An 18,803-nucleotide genomic window follows, 5' to 3' on the forward strand; every position below is an offset into this window, starting at 1 on the left:
TGCCGGATACCGGCCCCCTTTGCGGCGGCCGGTGCACAGGTACATGCAGATGAAGCAGGAATGACAAGAGCCACCCCAGCACCCACGCAGCTTGCCCGCGACGAGGAAGCAGGCCCCGGCGAATCCGGTGAATCCGGCGATCCCGGCGAACGCCGGCTGCGCTATGAACTGATACGCCAGCGCCTGCGCGGGGCCATCGTCGAGCAGCGGATCGAGCCCGGCCTGGTGCTGCTGGAGGGGCCGGTGGCCAAGGTCTTCGGCACCAGCCGCATACCCGTGCGCAAGGCCTTCGAGCTGCTGCATGCCGAAGGGCTGCTGTGCACCTTCGACGGACGCGGCTACCTGGTGGCCCGGCCCGGGCAGGCCGTGCAGCCCCAGCGCCTGCCGCTGGACGCGCGGGCCCTGGGCCTGGAGGAGGGCAACGCCACCATCCACATCCCCTCGGAAAGCGAGCGCATCCACGACGAGCTGGAGCAGACCATCTCCATCGCCATGATCTTCGGGCGCTTCCAGATCGACGAAAGCGCGGCCATGGAGCACTTCAACGTGAACCGCGTGGCCCTGCGCGAGGTGCTGAGCCGGCTCGTGGACCGGGGACTGGTGGACAAGAGCACCTATGCCTCCTGGCGCGTGGCGGCGTTGACGGCACGCGCGGTGAACCAGGACTTCGAGCTGCTGGCGCTGCTGGCTCCCGCGGCGCTGCGCGAAAGCGGCCCGCGCCTGGACAGGGACATGCTCGCAGACCTGCGCCGCCGCCTGCACGACCCCGCCGCACCGCAAGCGCAGGAGCTTTTGCGGCTGGAGCAGCACCTGCACGGCGCCTTGCTGGCACGGCACCCCAACCACAAGCTGGTGGGCATGCTGCAGCAGTGCCAGATGCCGTGGCTGATCCACAGCACCTTTGACCGCATGTTCCCGCAGTCGCCCAACCCGCCCCTGCTCGAGAACTGCCGCCAGGTCATCGACGCCCTGTGGGATGGTGAGTACGAGCGGGCCGCGCAGGCGCTGCAGGACTACCTTGCCCAGGCACGCAAGCGCGCCCAGCTGCAGCTCAAGGTCCTGTCCGTGCTGCCCGAGGCGCAGCTGCCGGCCTATCTGGTGCGGCAGTCGTGACCTCCTGAGGGACGGCATCGGGCCAGGCAGGGCCGAAGCGGACAAGACTGCGACCGGTGCGCCTGGTTGCATGTGCAACCACCGGTTTGCGCCGGGTTCACCGGGCGTTTACGAAAGCGCGGCATATTGGGCGGCCGACAGGGAACCGCAGGACCCCACAGGTACCGAAGGACCGCACCGAAAGACCGCACCGATGAATGCCCTGCGCATCAGCACCACCGTCTTCACCGAAGCCAGATTCTGGAGCCTGGTGGTTTTCTCGGTCGTTCTTCCCTGCGCCATCTACGCCGCCCTGCTGGCCAAGCGCAGCATCTCGCGCACCACGGTGCTGCTGTTCGGGCTGGCCCTGGTGGCCATGGCGGGGGTGGATGTCTACCTGCTTCAAAGCCTGGCCTCGGCGGCCAAGGCGACGCCTTCGCTGTCCGACAACACCCTCTTCGTCTCCGAGCTGTCCACGGCGCTGTACCTGCTGCCGGCCATGATTGGCGGCATCGGCGTGAACATGACCTCGCATGTGCTGATACAGCACCTGTTCGATGCGGAGCGCCGCTTCGACAGCAACCGCCACAACGAGAACACCTGAGCTGCGCCGGGCTCAGCCCATCACGTCCTCGGAGAAAAGCTGCCAGCGCCCGCCCGTCTTGCGCCAGTACTGGCGCAGCGGCAGGCCTTCGGCAAAGGACTTGCTACTGGCGCGCAGGTTGACCACGCGGATCTCGCCCTTGGCGTCCTTCCAGGAATAGATGGACAGGTCCTGCAGCGTCACGCCGGGGCGGTTGAGGTAGGCGGCCAGCCGCTCCTGTGATGTGCGCGAGGCCGGCGACTGCAGCAGGTCAGGCGCGTAGAGGGCGGCCAGCTTGCGCGGGTCCGCACCGTTCCAGGCGCTCTTCCAGTCGTCGATGACGCGCACGAAGGCGTCTGCCGCCTTCTGCTGGGCCTGGGCCTTGGGGGCCACCCATTGCAGCTTTTCGCGGATCAGCACCGGCGTCTGCCGGTCCACGGTCTGCATGAGCAAGGTGAGATCGGGGTTGGCCAGCACCAGGCAGCCATCGCTGGCCTCGGGCGCCCGCGAGAACTGGTCGGGCGGCGAGCCATGCAGCCAGATGCCGCTGCCCGAGCGGCCCACGGCCTTGTCCCAGTCATTGGGAAAGTTCACCGTGAGCGCACCCTTGCCATAGAACTCCGGCAGACGGGGCCCGGGGATGTGGCGGCCCACGAAGTAGATGCCCAGCGGCGTGCGCTGGTCGCCTTCCTGCCATTTGTCGGTGCCCAGCTTGCCCACGGAGACATAGAAGTCCCCCAGCAGCCGCAGCCCGCCTGCCTCATGGGCGAACAGGTACAGCCGCGACTTGCTGGCGTCGATGGCAATGGCATGCCGCACGGATGCGCCCAGCATCAAAAACTCGCCGGGAACGGAACCCGCAGGCGGCGCGCCGCTGTCCGCCTGCAGCCGGCGCTTGAGTTCGTTTTGCAGATCCTGCAGCTGGGCCTGCGCGGGACTGGCCGGACCCTCCAGCCGTGTGACGCTGCCCACGGACAGGTTGTGCCGCACCAGCACGCCCTGGCCCGGATGGCTGGGAGCGGCGGACGCAGCCACGGGCGTGCCCGCCAGCACCTCGCCGGCACGGCCGGTCTTGAAGCGCAGCAGGTCTGCATACACCAGCTGGGCTGCGCGGAAATTGGGGACTTCGGCGGTGAGATCGGCGGCCGCCTTCAGGGCGCCATCCAGATCCCGCTGCTCCACCTGGCGGATGATGGCCAGCAGGCGGGCCTCCGCCTGGCTTTGCGAGCCGGCCGCCGCCTTGGCATGGCCTGCCGTGGCAGCGACGCCGCCTGCCGTAGCCGCCACCGCAGCGGCGGCCACGGCCGTCTTGCCCGACGCCGAGCGCAGCCTGGCTGCGCCGGCCTTGCCGGTCTTGCTGGTCTTGCCCGTTGCAGGCTTGGCGGATGCCGTCTTGGAGGCCTTGGCCGGCTTGGCGTAGGCCGCCGTGCCGAACGACATCGTGGACAGAGCGGCCAGCAGCACGGCCACGCCGGCGGCCCGCGCATGCAGGCGCAGCAAGTCGGCGGATGACCGTGCCAGGGGGCGCGCTCTTTCAGGCATCAGGAACCGGTTCCTTCGTGGGTGATGCGCCATTGTCCCTTTTCGCGCTGCATGCGCAGGGTCTTGCGGGTCGTGGTCTTGAGCGCGCCCGATGCGTAGTACTGGCGGAACTGGGCCGTGGCCTTGTCGCCGTCCACCGTCACCTTGAGGTCGCGCACGGTGACGACGATGGTGGTGCGTCCGACAATGCGCTGGCGGCGCTGTTCCTTCCACTTGGCCAAGCTGCTGCCATCGGCCGGGGAGAAGTGGTCGCTGTAGGCGTCCAGGTAGCGGTCCATGTCCTGTCCGGCCCAGGCGGTGGACCAGGCCTTGACGGCGGCCTCCACTTCCTGCGCTGCGGCCGACTGGGCCGCCTTCTTCTCGTCGACGGCAGGCGCTGCCTTGGCGGGCTCGGCGGCGGCCACAGCGGCGGCGGCAGGGGCCGCAGCGGTGGTGGTCACGGCGGCGGCCTTGGCCGCAGCCTGCCTGGCTTCCTCGGCAGCGCGCGCCTTGTCCTGTGCGGCCTGGGCAGCCTTCTCCTGGGCCAGCCTGGTCTCGGCGGCCTTGGCTTCCGCTGCCTTGGCCTGGGCCAGCTTGGCCTCCGCTGCCTTGGCCTCCGCTGCCTTGGCCTCCGCTGCCTTGGCTTCTGCGGCCTTGGCTTCTGCGGCCTTGGCCTGCGCTGCCTTGGCATCGGCGGCCTTCACTTCAGCGGCCTTGAATTCGGCGGCCTTGGCCTCTGCCGCCTTGGTCTCGGCGGCGCGGGCCTCGGCCAGCTTGGCGTCGGATTCGCGGGCCTTGGCATCGGCCGCCTTGGCATCGGCGACCTTGGTCGAGGCAGCTGCAGCCTGGACCGTCTTGCCCTGGGCGCCACCTTGCTTGGGGAAGATCTGCGTGATCAGGGCCAGCTTGGGCTGGATGGCCTGGCGCGATCCGTCCAGCTGCAAGGCCTTGGCATAGGCATCGCTGGCCATGCGCGCATACAGGTCGCCCAGGTTCTCATGCGCCGTGGCGTAGCTGGGGTTGGTGCGAATGGCCTGCTCCAGCACTTCCGAGGCCTTGCGTTCCTGGCCTTCGGCGGCGTACAGCACGGCCAGGTTGTTGTAGGGCTCGGGCAGGCTGGGGTAGTCACGGGTCAACGCCGTGAAGATCTTGATGGCCTGGGCGTTCTGGCGCTGCTCCGCGGCGATCACGCCCTGCAGAAAGCGCATCTGCACATCGGCCGGGTTTTGCTTGAGGTAGGCCTCGGCCTGCTTGGCGGCCTGGGGCGCCTTGCCCTGCTCCAGCAGCCGTGAGACCTCGTCCACCGCCTCCTGCGATGCATGGGCAAACGCCCCGCACAAAGCCGCCCCCAGACTGAAGGCGGCAATGGCCACGGGCCGGGCTATCCGCAAATAGGTACGACCCGGCACTCGCGACGGAACTCTGGACGAAATCAGCATATGGGCGCTCTCTACGCAATGAAAGTTGGAAGACGGGCCTGTTCGCTTTTGGGCTTACTGCATGCGCCGATACACGCCTGCAGCCAAAAGCCAGCGATTTTATAGGCGAAAGCCATCTTGCCCCGCTGCATGGGCCCGCGAGTCAAGGGCCATGAAACATGGCGCGGCACCGGCGCCCGAGTAACGGAGCAGACCCGGCAGCGTTACGTAACGTGTGCCGTAACAGACCCTTGATGAGACATTGTGATCAATAGATAAATCCATACAAATCAATATCTTAGGATGATTCCTAGGCCATCCGGACCTGCAGCGTGCACGTGGCATGCATGTTGCACAAAAGGGCTCGACAGATTTTTCACGGCTTCCAAGCCACCGTCTGACCTTGTCGTCTCAACCCTTGTCTGGAGAGAGTAAATGACCGCCCAATCGATGCAGCCCACCGGCAACACCACCGTCAGCCCCGTGCAGTTCGGTGACCCGCAGCCCTCCAGCGTTGTGCTTGCGCAGCTCAATACGTCGAACATGCAGCCCGGCGCAGCCGCAGCGGTCATGCCCCGGGGCACGCCTCCCGCCACGCTGTCCCAGGTCAGCCCGGGCGTGCAGATCGTGCGCAATGGGGAAACCCTGATGGCCCAGCCGGGCAGTGCCCTGCAGGTCGGCGACAAGATCATCGTGCCCGCCGATGGCAGCGCCAAGGCGCTGTTCCAGGGCAAGGACGGCCAGACCCTGGTCGGCACCTTCGAGGGCGGCACCCAGGCCACGCTGGCCCAGCGCGAGGGTGATGGCGCAGGCGCCATGGTGCTGGACCTGGCATCTGGCAACGTCCAGGTGGCGCCCGCCAGTGACGGTGACGCCGTGGGCCTGATCGTGACCAAGGAAAGCGCCGCAGCCGCAGCCGGCGGCTCCGTGCTCAGCGACTTCCTGCTGGCCGGCCTGATCGGCGCGGGCGGCGTGGGCCTGATCGCCGCAGCCAGCAACGACGACGACGACCCAGCCCCCCCGGTGCCGACCGATCCCACGAATCCGACCAACCCCACGGATCCCACGAATCCGACCAATCCCACGAACCCGACCAACCCGACCAATCCGACGGATCCCACCAACCCGACGAATCCTACGAATCCTACGAATCCTACGAATCCTACGAATCCTACGAATCCTACGAATCCTACGAATCCCACGGATCCGACGAACCCTACGAACCCCACCAATCCTACGAACCCCACCAATCCGACCAATCCCACGGATCCCACGAACCCGACCAATCCTACGAACCCGACCAATCCGACCAACCCCACGGATCCCACGAACCCGACCAACCCTACGAACCCGACCAATCCGACCAACCCCACGGATCCCACGAACCCGACCAACCCCACGAATCCGACCAATCCGACCAACCCCACGGATCCCACGAACCCGACCAACCCTACGAACCCCACCAATCCGACCAACCCCACGGATCCCACGAACCCGACCAACCCTACGAACCCCACCAATCCGACCAACCCCACGGATCCCACCAACCCGACCAACCCCACCAATCCCACGGACCCGACGAACCCGACCAATCCGACCAATCCCACGGACCCCACCAATCCAACGGATCCCACGGACGGCCACGGCCTGATCACCTCCGTGCAGGACGTGGTGGGTGCGCTGTCCGGTGGCACGGTCGCCGGCCCGGTGGGCAACCTGATCGATACGCTGGTCAATCCCGGCAGCGGCACACTGTCCGGGGTGACAGGCCTGCTGGAGAGCCTGACCAGCACCAATGGCGGGCCGCTGGGCGTGCTCACCGAGCTGGTGGACGGCCTGGTCAACATCCAGAACCAGGGCCTGGAGCCCCTGATCAGCACGCTCAATGAGCTGCTCAAGGGCCTGGATGAAGCGGGCTCCGGCGGCTCCATCGGCACGGTAGTGGACAACGTGCTCGGCGGCCTGCTCGACGAAGACGGTGCGCTGGGCGGCCTGCTCGCCGGCGTGGGTGGCCTGCTGGGCGGCCTGGTGGGCGGCGGAACGGACAACCCGCCCGGCACGCCTGACAGCGGGGTGGTCACGTCCGTGCAGGACGTCGTGGACGGCCTGCTGGGCGGCACGGTGGCAGCGCCTGTGGGCCAGTTGCTGGATGCCCTGGCCAACCCCACGGACGGACTGCTGTCCACCGTGACCGGCGCGCTGGAGAACCTGACCAATGTCGAGGGCGGCCCCCTGGGTGTGCTGACCGAACTGGTCAACGGCCTCACCCAGGTGGACGGCGAAGGCCTGGCCCCGGTGATCGGCACGCTCAACGAGCTGATTGCCGGCCTGGGCAACGGCCTGGGAGAAGATGGGCTCGGCGGACTGGTCGGCAGCCTGCTGGGTGGATTGGTGCCCGGCGGCGGCACGGGTGGCGGCACGGGAGAAGGCCTGGTCACCACGGTCCAGGACGTGGTGGACGGCCTGCTCGGCGGCACCGTCGCAGCCCCTGTGGGCCAACTGCTGGACGCGCTGGCCAATCCCACCGATGGAACGGCCTCGGTCGTCACCGGCCTGCTGGAAGGCCTGACCAGCGTGGACGGCGGCCCCCTGGGCGTGCTGACCGAACTGGTCAACGGCCTGACCCAGGTGGACGGCCAGGCCCTGCAGCCCGTGATCGGAACCCTCAACGGCCTGATTGCCGGCCTGGGCAGCGGCCTGGGTGAAGGCGGCATCGGTGAACTGGTCGACGGCCTGCTGGGCGGCCTGATCCCGGGCGGCACGGGAGGCGGCAGCGGTGACGGCCTGGTCACCACGGTCCAGGACGTGGTGGACGGCCTGCTCGGCGGCACCGTCGCAGCCCCTGTGGGCCAACTGCTGGACGCGCTGGCCAATCCCACCGATGGAACGGCCTCGGTCGTCACCGGCCTGCTGGAAGGCCTGACCAGCGTGGACGGCGGCCCCCTGGGCGTGCTGACCGAGCTGGTCAACGGCCTGACCCAGGTCGATGGCCAGGCACTGCAGCCCGTGATCGGAACCCTCAACGGGCTGATTGCCGGCCTGGGCAGCGGCCTGGGTGAAGGCGGCATCGGCGAGCTGGTCAGCGGCCTGCTGGGCGGTGACAGTGGCCTGCTGGGTGGCGTCCTTGGCGACGACGGCCTGGTCGGCGGCCTGCTCGGCGGTGACGGCGGCCTGCTGGGCGGCGTGCTCGGCGAGGACGGCCTGGTCGGCGGACTGCTGGGCGGCCTGGTTCCGGGCGGCGGCACAGGCAGCGGCGACGGCCTTGTCACCACGGTGCAGAACACCGTTGGCGACCTGCTCGGTGGCACGGCCGGAGCGCCTGTGGGCCAGGTACTGGATGCGCTGATCGACCCCGGCACCGGCGCACTGTCCGTGGTCACGGGTCTGGTGGAAGGCGTGACCCAGGTCAACGGCGGTCCGCTGGGTGTGGTGACGGACCTGGCCAACGGTCTCACGCAGGTCCCGGGCCAGGCACTGCAGCCGGTGATCGGCACCGTCAATGGCGTGCTGGCCGGCCTGACCGGCGGCGATGGCCTGCTGGGTGGTGTGGTCGGCGGTGACGGCGGCCTGCTGGGTGGCGTCCTTGGCGACGACGGCCTGGTCGGCGGCTTGCTCGGCGGTGACGGCGGCCTGCTGGGCGGCGTGCTTGGCGACGACGGCCTGGTCGGTGGCTTGCTCGGCGGTGACGGCGGCTTGCTGGGTGGCGTCCTTGGCGATGACGGCCTGGTCGGCGGCCTGCTCGGCGGTGACGGCGGCCTGCTGGGCGGCGTGCTTGGCGACGACGGCCTGGTCGGTGGTTTGCTGGGCGGTGACGGCGGCCTGCTGGGTGGCGTGCTCGGCGACGACGGCCTGGTCGGCGGCTTGCTCGGCGGTGACAGCGGCCTGCTGGGTGGCGTCCTTGGCGACGACGGCCTGGTCGGTGGCCTGCTCGGCGGTGACGGCGGCTTGCTGGGTGGCGTGCTCGGCGACGACGGCCTGGTCGGCGGCCTGCTGGGCGGTGACGGCGGCCTGCTGGGTGGCGTGCTCGGCGAGGACGGCCTGGTCGGCGGGCTGCTGGGCGGCCTGGTTCCGGGTGGCGGCACAGGCAGCGGCGAAGGCCTGGTCACCACGGTGCAGAACACCGTCGATGACCTGCTCGGCGGCACGGCCGGAGCGCCTGTGGGCCAGGTGCTGGATGCGGTGATCAACCCCGGCACCGGCGCCCTGTCCGTGGTCACGGGCCTGGTCGAAGGCGTGACCCAGGTGAACGGCGGCCCGCTGGGCGTGGTGACGGACCTGGCCAACGGCCTGACGCAGGTCCAGGGCCAGGCACTGCAGCCGGTGATCGGCACCGTCAACGGCGTGCTGGCCGGTCTGACGGGAGGCGACGGCCTACTGGGCGGCGTGGTTGGCGGCGTGGTCGGCGGCGACGGTGGCCTGCTGGGCGGCCTCACGGGCGACACCGGCCTGGTCGGCGGCCTGCTGGAGACCGTGGCCGGCGACAACGGCATCGTTGGCGGCCTGCTCGGCGGCGACGGTGGCCTGCTGGGCGGCCTCACGGGCGACACCGGCCTGGTCGGCGGCCTGCTCGACACCGTGGCCGGCGACAACGGCATCGTCGGCGGCCTGCTCGGCGGCGACGGTGGCCTGCTGGGCGGCCTCACGGGCGACACCGGACTGGTCGGCGGCCTGCTCGACACCGTGGCCGGCGACAACGGCATCGTTGGCGGCCTGCTCGGCGGCGACGGTGGCCTGCTGGGTGGCCTCACGGGCGACACCGGCCTGGTCGGCGGCCTGCTGGAGACCGTGGCCGGTGACAACGGCGTCGTCAGCGGCGTGCTGGACACGGTGGCCGGCGACAACGGCATCGTCAGCGGCGTGCTCGACACCGTGGCCGGCGACAACGGCATCGTCAGCGGTGTGGTCAACACGGTCGTCGGCGACAACGGCATCGTCAGCGGACTGCTGGGTGGCGGCAGCAGTGGCGGCGGCCTGCTGGGCGGGCTGCTGGGGGGATCGTCCGGTGGCGGACTGCTCGGAGGCCTTCTGGGCGGTACTTCGCAAGCGGCAACGGCCTCTGCGGCCGAGCTGGATCCGATTGCCACCTCCATCAGCAGCCATGCCAGCAGCACGGCCGATGCAGCAGCCAGCGTGTTGACGCAGCAGTTGCACCACAACGCCCTGCTGTGAGCTGCAGCGGCGCCTGCGGGCGCCGCATTCCTTCCCTGCGCCGCCGCCTCGCGGTGGCGGCGCACGTCCCAGGAGATTTTCCATGTCACACACTCTCAGGCTGTGCACCATCGTGCTGCTGGCCGCAGGCCTGGCCGCCTGCGGTTCCACCGCCACCACCAGCACGCAGCGTTCCGAACACCACTACGCCTTCGGCAAGGCCCCGGCGCCTGCGCCGGCCAGCTCCGGCGTCGCACCCGTGGTGGCCACGAGCCAGGCCGACCAGCGCGGTCCCGCCAATGTCGCCCACATCGTCTACTTCGACTTTGACGCCTACACCATCCGCAGCAGCGACCGGGCCATCGTGGAAAGCCATGCGCAGTGGCTGCGCAGCAATCCCGGCCGCTCGGTGATGCTGCGCGGCCATACGGACAGGCGCGGCGGCATCGAATACAACCTGGCGCTCGGCCAAAAACGTGCCGACGCGGTGCGCAACAGCCTGCAGCTGCTGGGCGTGAATCCGGCCCGCGTGGAGTCCGTCAGCTACGGCAAGGAGCGGCTGGCCGACGAAGGCACGAGCGAAGACGCCCACCAGCGCAACCGGCGCGTGGAATTCGACTACCGCTGAGCCGCCGCGCTCCGCACTCGCCTGCCGCCGGTCCGCCATGAAAGAACAGATCCGTACGCGGTCAGCGCACCGCAGCCCGGCGTCCCGTCCCCACGGGAAGCGCAGCCTCCCACTGACCTTGACCGAGGCCGAGAGCATGTTGTCGCAGCAATTGGCAAATGGCCTGGAGTACCTGGCACGGCACATGGTGTTGCTGCCCGAGCCCTACCCCGGCTGCATTCTTTTCTTCACGGTGGCGGCCGAGAACAAGGCCGCCTCCGTCTTCCATGTACGCGCCACCACGCTGGAGGCCGCCTGGCGCGAGGGGGCGACCCGCGTGCGCCAGTGGGCCTGGGCCCGCAAGCGCGATGAGGTCGATCTGCGCATCGACTGGGTCCAGGACATCACACCCCTGGAGGCGGACAGTCCCCTGCCCGATTGCCGTGCCTGGACCGAGATGCCCCTGCGCTCCCTTGCCCTGGCCGATGCCAGCCTGGAGCGCGCGCAATTGCTGCACCCCTTGCTGCCCGATCCGCCCCAGGATGGGGCTGCCGGCGCACCCGACGATGAGCCCCCCCTCCCACGCCCCCTGCATCCCCCCTGCCTTCTGCTGCACCTGCGCGGCATGTACATCAGCGGTGAGCATCCCGCCTTGGCCGTGCCGCGAACCGACCCGCCGCAGCAGCGCCTGTGGCCACACCTCGTGCCCGTGCACGCCGCGGTCCAGCAGCTGCTGGCGCAACAGGGCAAGGAAGGGAGCTGGCCCGGTTGCGAAGACGTGTGCGACCACCTGGGCGTGACCTACGCCCTGCTGCAGGCCCAGCGCCATGCGGGCAGCGCCGCACTGGCGCAGGCCATTGCGCTGGCCATGGGCCACGTGGAGCAGCGGCTGCAGCCGCTGCCCGGCGACTGCCTGTCCGGCGCGCTGGCCATGCTGGTGCTGGCCCGCCACCTGCGCAACAGTTTTGTGCTGGGGCCGGGGGCCGACAGCCAGGCCCGCGCCCGCATTCCGGCGCTGATGGACCCGCTGGCGGAAAGCCTGCTGTCCACCGCGGCCGCGTCGGCCAGCGCCACCAAGGCCGAGGCTGCTGCCCACGCCGATGCATCCCGCAGCGGCCAGCCCCTGCTGAGCTGGGCCGAACTGGCCATGCATGCCTATGCCAGCTCCCGCCCGCCCACCAGCGACAGCCCCACGCTGCGTGCGGCGCGCAGCGCCCTGCCCGAGACGGCCGTCCTGCCCGCCGCCTTCCTGCAGGCCGCGCTGCCGCCGCTGCTGCGCATGCCCGGCAGCCCCGATGACCGCCCTGGCGGGCAGGCCGACGACCCCTGCGCTCGCTGGATAGGCATTGCACTGGTCGAAAGCCTGCAGCTCGACGCTGGCCTGGAGCCACAGCCCACGGACCTGCTGCGCCAGTGGCAGATCGGCCTGCAGCGCCATCTGCAGGCCCTGGCCCAGCGCGCCATCTGGCCGGAACAGGCGCTGTACCTGCCGCCCGCCCGGCGCCGCCATGCCGCCTTTGCCGACGCCAGCCTGCGCCAGGTGCTGCAGTCCCCGCGCGAAATCGCCTGGCTGCTGGCATCCAGCCTGGCCGGCCTGGAGCTGCTGGACGCGCTGGCCCAGGCACTGCGCTCGGCTGCCAGCCACGCCGTGGCCGAAACCGAACCGGAGCACGAAACCGAAGGCGAAGGCGAGGCCGTGCCTGCGCAGGCCGGCAATGGCCCGGATGCGGACGGCAGCCCTGCCAGGGCCTGCTTGCCGGGGGCGCGCGACGGCGAGGCCGCGGGCCGGCCGGCTTTCTCGCCCGCGGCCGGGACCCTGTACCCGTCCATGTCCTGGGAAGGCCATGCACTGGCCGAGCTGATGAACGGACGCTGGCTGGATGCCCCGTCAGCGCAAGGCAGAGGTACCGGCACCTGCTGCGCGGGGCTGGACGCCAGCCGCCTGCACCATCAGCCCGGCGCCGCCGTGCTGGTGCGGCGTGCCGGCATGGCCCTGGGCGTGCAGGCCGCCGCGCTGCCCACGCTGCGGGCCTCGGCCCTGATCAGCAGCAGCCCGCAGGGCCTGCTGCACCATGGCGTGCCCGTGCTGCATGTGCCCGACATACAGGAAGGGTTGCGCAGCTTGGCGCAGGCCGCCCGGCGCCGCATCCAGGCGCCCGTGATCGCGGTCAGCGGCTGCGTGGGCAAGACATCCACCCTGGGCATGCTGCGCCAATGCCTGCAGGACGGCGGCGATGCACGGGGCGACGCCCTGCTGTCCCAGGGCACGGCGCTGCAGATGATCAACTGGAGCGAGGCAGCACCCTGCGCCCTGCTGGAGCTGCCATTGCAGGCACTGCGTGGAGATCTGCCGCTGATTGATCCGGACATTCTGGTTATTACTAATCTTTCAATTAATGACATCCCCAGTACTGGTGATTCCGAGCAGTGCGGACCGGCCGGTCTGTCCGCCTGCCGCAAATACGAGGCGCTGCAGGAAGTCGTGGAAGCCATGCAGCACATGCACAAAGGCAGTGCATTGGTGATCGAACAAGACATAGGTGAAAACCCGTGCATTATTGAGAATGCACAACGCATGGGAATGCGTCTCATCACCTTCGGTCCGCATTCCAATGCGCAGGTCCGTGAAATGGGGTTTCACAATGGAAATCTGCAAATAAGCATAGACAACCGGCGCCTCGGGATTTCCCTGCAATCGGATGGCCACCACATGGCCCGCAATGCTCAGGCCGCGCTGGCCGCCATGCATGCGCTGGGCTATGCGCCTGCACAGGTCCAGGCCTCGCTCGCGCACTGGCGGCCGCTGATCGGCGCCGGCCAGCCGCAGCTGCTGCCCAGTGGGATCTGCCTGCTGGACCATAGCCTGAGCAACCACTTACTGTCCATGCATGCTGCTTTTTCCCAGCTGCAGGAGCACGCCCCCCATGTCAGCCGCAGGCTGATCGTGCTGGCCGGCATACAGCCGGGCCAGGTCAGCATGGACACTGCACAGCTGGCGCTGGAGCCGCTGGTGCGCGCGGCCCAGGCCCGGCGCGTGCTGCTGTACGGCGAGCCGCTGCGGCAGCTGGCGGCGGCACTGGCAGATCTTCTGCACGTCAATTGGTATGACGATCTCAATCAATTGATCTGTTCACTTCTTCGCACAACCCATAAAGGCGACACGGTTTTGTTGGCAGGCCGCGCCACTACCAATCTGGCCCTGGCCGCAGATGCCATACGAGACAGTTTCAGTGGACACGGGGCCCACCTAATAGCATCCAGCCCCGCCATCCGCTTTGATCCACATCAAAATCAAATGAACATGCATTATTGATTGAATAAAACTTATAGAGGACTGTATATAACTCGCTACAGTATTTGGGAAACGAGCGCCTTTACATTTTGTAAAGACGTTTACTAAGCCCATCAGAACATGATCCGATACCTTCTTCCCCGCCAGTTGGCCAAGGCCACGGCGATGCCGTCGGGAACGGAGACGGTGGGGGCTTTTGCAACTGCCATCGCCGAGTCCTTCGACCGGGCCGCTCACCAGCTGCGCCGTGCCGCGTGGCTGTCCCTGCCCATCAGTGTGCTGGGCCTGTTGCCATCCATCTTCCTTCTGCAGGTCTACAACCGCGTCATTGCACGCGGCGGCACGGCCACGCTCACGGCCATGGTGGCCGGCGTGCTGTGCTTCCTGGGCCTGGAATGGTGGCTGCGCCGCCGGCGCGCCCGCGCCCTGCGCGAAGCCGGCGCCATGATCGACCGCGATGTCTCCCAGGCGCTGATGCATTCCATGCTGCGCCACCCGCTGGCCGCGCTGGAGCAGCGCTCTTCCAGCCAGTGGCTGCAGCTGTTCCGCGACGTGAGCGCCATGCGCTCGGGCATGTCCGGGGGCCTGGCGACCTCGCTGCTGGACCTGCCCATGGCCCTGCTGGCCCTGGTGGTCATCGGCATCATTGCCTGGCCCGTGCTGCCGGTGATCCTGGTGGCCATGCTCATCATGGGCGTGCTGGCCTGGTGGTGGGCCGACGAGGTGCGCAGCGGCCGCGTGGAGGAAATCGCCCAGGCCCGCATGCTGGACCGGGGCACGGCCGAAGTCTGCAACGCCCGCGCCACGCTGAAGGTGCTGGGCTACGACGCCGCCGCGCGCCAGAACTGGCAAAACGGCTATGACCGCTGGCTGGCCGAGAGCTTCGGCAAGAACGGCGAGATGGAAAACGCGCGCGAAGCCAGCACCGTGCTGCTGACGCTGTTCTCCATCGCGGTGATCACCGTGGGTGCCATTGCCATCAATGCGCAGTGGATGAGCATCGGCAGCCTGATGGCCGTGAACCTGCTGTCGGGCAAGGCGCTGGGCCCCATCTCGCAACTGGCCAGCAACTGGCGCTCGCTGGCCCAGGCCAACGAGGCCGCACGCCGCCTGCAGTCCGTGCTGGAGGAGCCCGTCGAAATCACGGCCGAGACCGTGGACCTGCCGCGTCCCCAGGGCCGGCTGCGCCTGGACCAGGCCAGCTTCCACTACCCGGGCGGCCATGTGGCGCTGGAGCAGGCGTCGCTGGAGATCGGCCCCGGCGGGCTGCACGCCATCGTGGGGCGCAACGGCGCCGGCAAGTCCACCCTGGCCAAGCTGCTGGCAGGGCTCTACCAGCCCACGCAGGGCCGCATCTTCATCGATGAATACGACATGGCCCAGTTCCCGCGCGCCGAGCTGGGCCGCTGGATAGGCTGCCTGGCCCAGCAGGTGTACTGGTTCAGCGGCCCCATCGTGGACGGGCTGCGCATGGTCAATCCCGATGCCGACGACCACAAGATCGTCACCGCCTGCCAGATCTCGGGCGCGCATGGCTTCATCAGCCGCCTGCCCCAGGGCTACCAGACGGTGCTGGGCGAAGGCGGCGCGGGCCTGTCGGCGGGCGAGCTGCGCAAGCTGGCCCTGGCCCAGCTGTTCCTGCGCAACCCCTCCGTGCTGATCCTGGACGAGCCCAGCAACGACCTGGATTTCGAGAGCGAAACCGCCCTGCTGCAGACACTGCGGCAGATTGCGCTCAAGCACACGGTCATCGTCGTCACGCACTCGCTGCGCGTGGCCTCCATGGCCCAGCACCTCTACCATGTGCCCGGCGATGGCGGCATCGAGCATGGCTCGCCCCAGCAACTGCTGCCCCAGCTGTTCGGCACGGCACGCGAGGCCGCCGTGCCCGCAGCGGCCCCCGCACCCGCCGACAAGGCCCCGCATCCCGACCAGCCCGCCGTGGCGCCGGAGCTTGCCTCATGAGAGCCGGCCGCTACGACGATCTGCCCCTGGTGCTGCGCCAGTCGCACCAGCCATCCCGCCCGCTCGAGGCCGGGCCGGCCGGGGCCGGCGCGGATGCATCTGGCGCAACGCCACCCGCAACGCCCCCCGTATCGCGCTGGGCAGGCCTGGCGCGCGGCAAGTGGCTGCTCGCCATCCCGGTCACCGCGCTGGTGATCACCGGCCTGTTCTATCCCGTGGAGAACGTGGTGGTGGCCAGCGGCCAGGTCATCCCCTCCGACCGCGTGCAGACCGTGCAGCATCTGGAAGGCGGCATCGTCACCGCCGTCCATGTGCGCGAAGGCCAGGCCGTGACCCAGGGCCAGCCCCTGCTGGAGATCGACCTGGGCGGCAACAGCCTCAACCTCGAACAGCTCACGGCGCGCATGGCCACGGCCCAGGCGGTCAAGGTACGGCTGGGCGCGGAAAGCCAGGGCAGGCCGCTGCAGCGCACCAGTTTCCCGGCCGACCTGGACCCGCAGGTGGTCCAGGCCGAGCTGGGCGCCTTCTCGGCCCGCGCGCTGGAACACCAGGGCAGCATTGCCGCGGCCCAGGCCCAGCTGCAGCAGGCGCGCGGCGACGTGGCCCAGGTCCAGGCCCGCATCGAGGGGCTGGAGACCAATCTGCGCCTGCACCAGCAGGAAGCCTCCATTGCCGGGCAGCTCGCCGCCGAGCAGCTGATCGGCCAGCTGGAAGTGCTGGACAAGCAGCGGGCGCTGGAGCAGGTCCGCGCCGAGCTGGCGGCATCGCGCCAGACGCTGTTCAGCAACCGCGCCAAGATCGAGCAGGCCCAGGCCAAGCTGCAGGAGACCCAGGGCGCCTTCCGCCGCCGCGCCTCCGACGAACTGGCCCAGACCGAACGCGAGCTGGCCAGCCTCAACGAAGACCTGGTGCGCGCCCGGACCCAGCGCACGCGCACCGCCGTGCTGGCGCCCACCAGCGGCTTCGTCAAGGGACTGCGCAGCTCGGGTGCAGGCTGGGTGGTCAAGCCCGGCGAGCCCATCCTCGAAGTCGTGCCCGACAAGGACGAGGTCATCGTCGAAGCACGCCTGAGCCCCGCCGACCGTGGCTACGTGCGCACCGGCCAGCCCACCCGGGTGAAGATCTCGGCCTACGATTTCCTGCGCTACGGCTCGGTGCCCGGCCAGGTCACCCTGGTGGCTGCCGATGCCGACCGCGACCCCAACCTGGCCGACTCGCCCTCGTACTTCCGCATCCAGGCCAGCCTGGAGCAGCCCTGGGTGGGCCGCACCGACAACCGCATCACCACCGGCATGCAGGCCGAGCTCGACCTGCTGCTGGGCCACGAACCCTTTATCTGGTACTTGCTGCGGCCCGTGCTGCGCATCCAGAGCGAAGCCTTCCGGGAGCCCTGATGCAAGGCCGCCCGTCCACTCCCACCACAGGCTGGCACGCCCGGCTGCGCCAGCTGCTGGCCGCTGCCTGCTGCGTATCGGCCCTGCAGGCGCTGCAGGCTGAGGCCGCGCCCATGGCGGCCGAGGAACCGGACCTGGCCACCACGGCTGCGGCGGTCACGGCGGACTCCGCTCACGCTCACGCACCTTCACCCGAACCCGCATCCGTCCCGGTACCCGACGCCGTGGTCCTGCGCCTGGCCCAGCAGCTCACGCCCGGCACCCTGGCCAGCGACAGCGGGCAGCGCCGCCTGCTCGATGCCCTCTACGCCCTGCTCGACGAATACCCCGACGTGCGCAAGGCGCGCGCCGCGCTGGAATCGGCCGGGCATGACGTGAACACCGCGCGCGGCGCGCGCTGGCCCACCTTCAAGGTGGGCACCAACACGGGCGATGCCAAGCTCCGCCGGGGCCGCGAGTCGTACACCGCCGTCAATGCCGAAGTGCGCATGGCCCTGCTCGATGGCGGAGCCATCGGCGCGGGCATCCGCTCGGCCGAATCGCAGGAAGCGGCCCAGGGCAGCGTACTCTACGGCACGCGCCAGAACGTGCTGCTGGAGGCACTGACCGCCCTGCTGGAGCTGCACCGCTTCGAGGACAAGGCGCGCGTGGCGGCCGAGTCGGCACGCATCATCGGCCAGCTCGCGCGCATCGAGGAGCGCCGCGCCGAACTGGGCGCCGTGGGCCGCAACGACCTGCGCCAGGCCGCCTCGCGCCAGGCCGGCGCCCTGGCCCAGCAGCATGCGCTGGAGTCGCAGCGCATGGATGCGCTGGCCCGCTTCACGCGCTACTTCGGCTTCACGCCCCAGGCCGGCTGGCTGCCCCAGCTCAATGTGCCCGAGCAATGGATGCCGGCCAGCGAAGACTCGGCCCTGCAGGCGTCCGAAGCCGTCAGCCCCGAGCTGCAGGAAATGCAGCAGCAGATCGAGAAGGCCCGCGCCGAAGTCGACCGCAGCAAATCCCAGCGCTTTCCCACCCTGGCCGCCGTGGTGGCCCACACGCGCGACCCCAGCGGCGTGCTCTATGCCGAGGGCACGCGCTACGGCGTGGAGCTGAGCTGGAACTTCGGCAACGGCTTCGAGCTGCGCGACCGCATCCTCAAGGCCATCAACGAACTGCAGGCCCAGGAAGCGCAACAGGAAACCGTGCGCCGCCAGGTGCGCGAGACCGCCTCCGCCGCCTGGGGCCGCACCCAGTCCGGCCGCCAGCGCGAAAGCCAGCTGGCCGACGCCGTGCGCGAGGCGCGCGCCGCCTTCGAGGGCCGCCGGCGCCTGCTCGAAGTCGGCCGCGGCAGCCTGGCCCAGGTGCTGGACGCCCAGCTGGACATGCAGCGCCTGCTGCTGGACGAGGCCGACGCCATCTACGACCAGCGCATCAACGAACTGCGCCTGGCGCGCACCACCGGCCGCCTGCTGCCGCAGGACCCGCCCGATCAATGGCTGAACGCGCTGTTCAGCACGCAAAAACCCATTCCAGCAGGTGGCGGCACGCCGGACCCCTCGCCCGGCACGGTGCCCGGCATGGCTCCCGGCCAGGCCCCCTCGCGCACCCGCCCCGACCCCATCGACGCTGCCGTGGCCACCCTGTCCGCCAGCGCCATGCCCCAACGAATCCAGCTGCGCCTTGAGCAGCAGTTGCGCCCCATTTCAGACGCTTTTCAAACCACCGCCGCGCGACAGCAGTGGTGAAGTGGGAAGCAGGGGTTCCCGTGCAGCGGCCGGCTTGGGCCCATCGCCAGCCGCTG

General features: G+C 69.5%; 10 protein-coding genes. 8 read left to right on the top strand and 2 right to left on the bottom strand.

Translation table 11 applies throughout. The features are described 5' to 3' along the window. Nucleotides 1-60: 60 nt before the first annotated feature. Both AAN986_RS21640 and AAN986_RS21645 read left to right on the top strand, forming a co-directional pair. Entirely contained in the window at nt 61-1,113 is a 1,053-nt protein-coding gene (locus AAN986_RS21640; protein ID WP_047217835.1) for a GntR family transcriptional regulator, read from the top strand. 193 nt (nt 1,114-1,306) lie between these two features. Beyond that, nucleotides 1,307-1,696, top strand: a complete 390-nt coding sequence (locus AAN986_RS21645) for a hypothetical protein (RefSeq protein WP_016449810.1) — start codon at nt 1,307-1,309, stop codon at nt 1,694-1,696. Nucleotides 1,697-1,708: 12 nt separating this feature from the next. On the opposite strand, the gene AAN986_RS21650 is transcribed toward AAN986_RS21645, so the two are convergent. Beyond that, nucleotides 1,709-3,217, bottom strand: a complete 1,509-nt coding sequence (locus AAN986_RS21650; RefSeq protein WP_047217836.1) for a L,D-transpeptidase family protein — start codon at nt 3,215-3,217, stop codon at nt 1,709-1,711. Continuing rightward, nucleotides 3,217-4,635, bottom strand: coding sequence for a tetratricopeptide repeat protein (locus tag AAN986_RS21655; protein WP_047217837.1), 1,419 nt, complete (start codon nt 4,633-4,635; stop codon nt 3,217-3,219). Before AAN986_RS21655 ends, AAN986_RS21650 begins: the two co-directional genes overlap by 1 nt. Nucleotides 4,636-5,049: 414 nt before the next feature. On the opposite strand from AAN986_RS21655, the gene AAN986_RS21660 reads away from it, so the two are divergent. The 6 genes from AAN986_RS21660 to AAN986_RS21685 all read left to right on the top strand — a co-directional run bounded on the left by AAN986_RS21660 (nt 5,050) and on the right by AAN986_RS21685 (nt 18,747). Then, complete coding sequence (locus AAN986_RS21660; RefSeq protein ID WP_349335480.1) at nt 5,050-9,783, top strand: hypothetical protein; 4,734 nt, start codon at nt 5,050-5,052, stop codon at nt 9,781-9,783. Nucleotides 9,784-9,865: 82 nt separating this feature from the next. After that, on the top strand, nt 9,866-10,390 hold the full coding sequence (locus AAN986_RS21665) for an OmpA family protein (protein WP_016450685.1): 525 nt from the start codon (nt 9,866-9,868) through the stop codon (nt 10,388-10,390). A gap of 136 nt (nt 10,391-10,526) precedes the next feature. Beyond that, complete coding sequence (locus AAN986_RS21670; protein ID WP_047218996.1) at nt 10,527-13,682, top strand: Mur ligase; 3,156 nt, start codon at nt 10,527-10,529, stop codon at nt 13,680-13,682. Between the two features lie 99 nt (nt 13,683-13,781). Continuing rightward, nucleotides 13,782-15,626 carry an ATP-binding cassette domain-containing protein gene (locus tag AAN986_RS21675; RefSeq protein WP_349335481.1) on the top strand — a complete coding sequence of 615 codons (1,845 nt, stop codon included), beginning with the start codon at nt 13,782-13,784 and terminating at the stop codon, nt 15,624-15,626. Beyond that, a complete protein-coding gene (locus AAN986_RS21680; RefSeq protein ID WP_016450682.1) occupies nt 15,623-17,020 on the top strand; it encodes an HlyD family type I secretion periplasmic adaptor subunit in 1,398 nt (465 codons plus the stop codon). Before AAN986_RS21675 ends, AAN986_RS21680 begins: the two co-directional genes overlap by 4 nt. Continuing rightward, nucleotides 17,020-18,747 carry a TolC family protein gene (locus AAN986_RS21685; RefSeq protein WP_047218963.1) on the top strand — a complete coding sequence of 576 codons (1,728 nt, stop codon included), beginning with the start codon at nt 17,020-17,022 and terminating at the stop codon, nt 18,745-18,747. Before AAN986_RS21680 ends, AAN986_RS21685 begins: the two co-directional genes overlap by 1 nt. Nucleotides 18,748-18,803: the final 56 nt, after the last annotated feature.

The sequence above is a fragment of the Delftia sp. DS1230 genome, from assembly GCF_040112715.1.
Taxonomy (GTDB): domain Bacteria; phylum Pseudomonadota; class Gammaproteobacteria; order Burkholderiales; family Burkholderiaceae_C; genus Comamonas; species Comamonas tsuruhatensis.

Coding starts and splice junctions, on each gene's coding strand:
- AAN986_RS21645 (WP_016449810.1), top strand. CDS start 1,307: ATGAATGCCCTGCGCATCAGCACCACCGTCTTCACCGAAGCCAGATTC.
- AAN986_RS21670 (WP_047218996.1), top strand. CDS start 10,527: ATGTTGTCGCAGCAATTGGCAAATGGCCTGGAGTACCTGGCACGGCAC.
- AAN986_RS21675 (WP_349335481.1), top strand. CDS start 13,782: ATGATCCGATACCTTCTTCCCCGCCAGTTGGCCAAGGCCACGGCGATG.
- AAN986_RS21650 (WP_047217836.1), bottom strand. CDS start 3,217: ATGCCTGAAAGAGCGCGCCCCCTGGCACGGTCATCCGCCGACTTGCTG.
- AAN986_RS21680 (WP_016450682.1), top strand. CDS start 15,623: ATGAGAGCCGGCCGCTACGACGATCTGCCCCTGGTGCTGCGCCAGTCG.
- AAN986_RS21655 (WP_047217837.1), bottom strand. CDS start 4,635: ATGCTGATTTCGTCCAGAGTTCCGTCGCGAGTGCCGGGTCGTACCTAT.
- AAN986_RS21660 (WP_349335480.1), top strand. CDS start 5,050: ATGACCGCCCAATCGATGCAGCCCACCGGCAACACCACCGTCAGCCCC.
- AAN986_RS21665 (WP_016450685.1), top strand. CDS start 9,866: ATGTCACACACTCTCAGGCTGTGCACCATCGTGCTGCTGGCCGCAGGC.
- AAN986_RS21685 (WP_047218963.1), top strand. CDS start 17,020: ATGCAAGGCCGCCCGTCCACTCCCACCACAGGCTGGCACGCCCGGCTG.
- AAN986_RS21640 (WP_047217835.1), top strand. CDS start 61: ATGACAAGAGCCACCCCAGCACCCACGCAGCTTGCCCGCGACGAGGAA.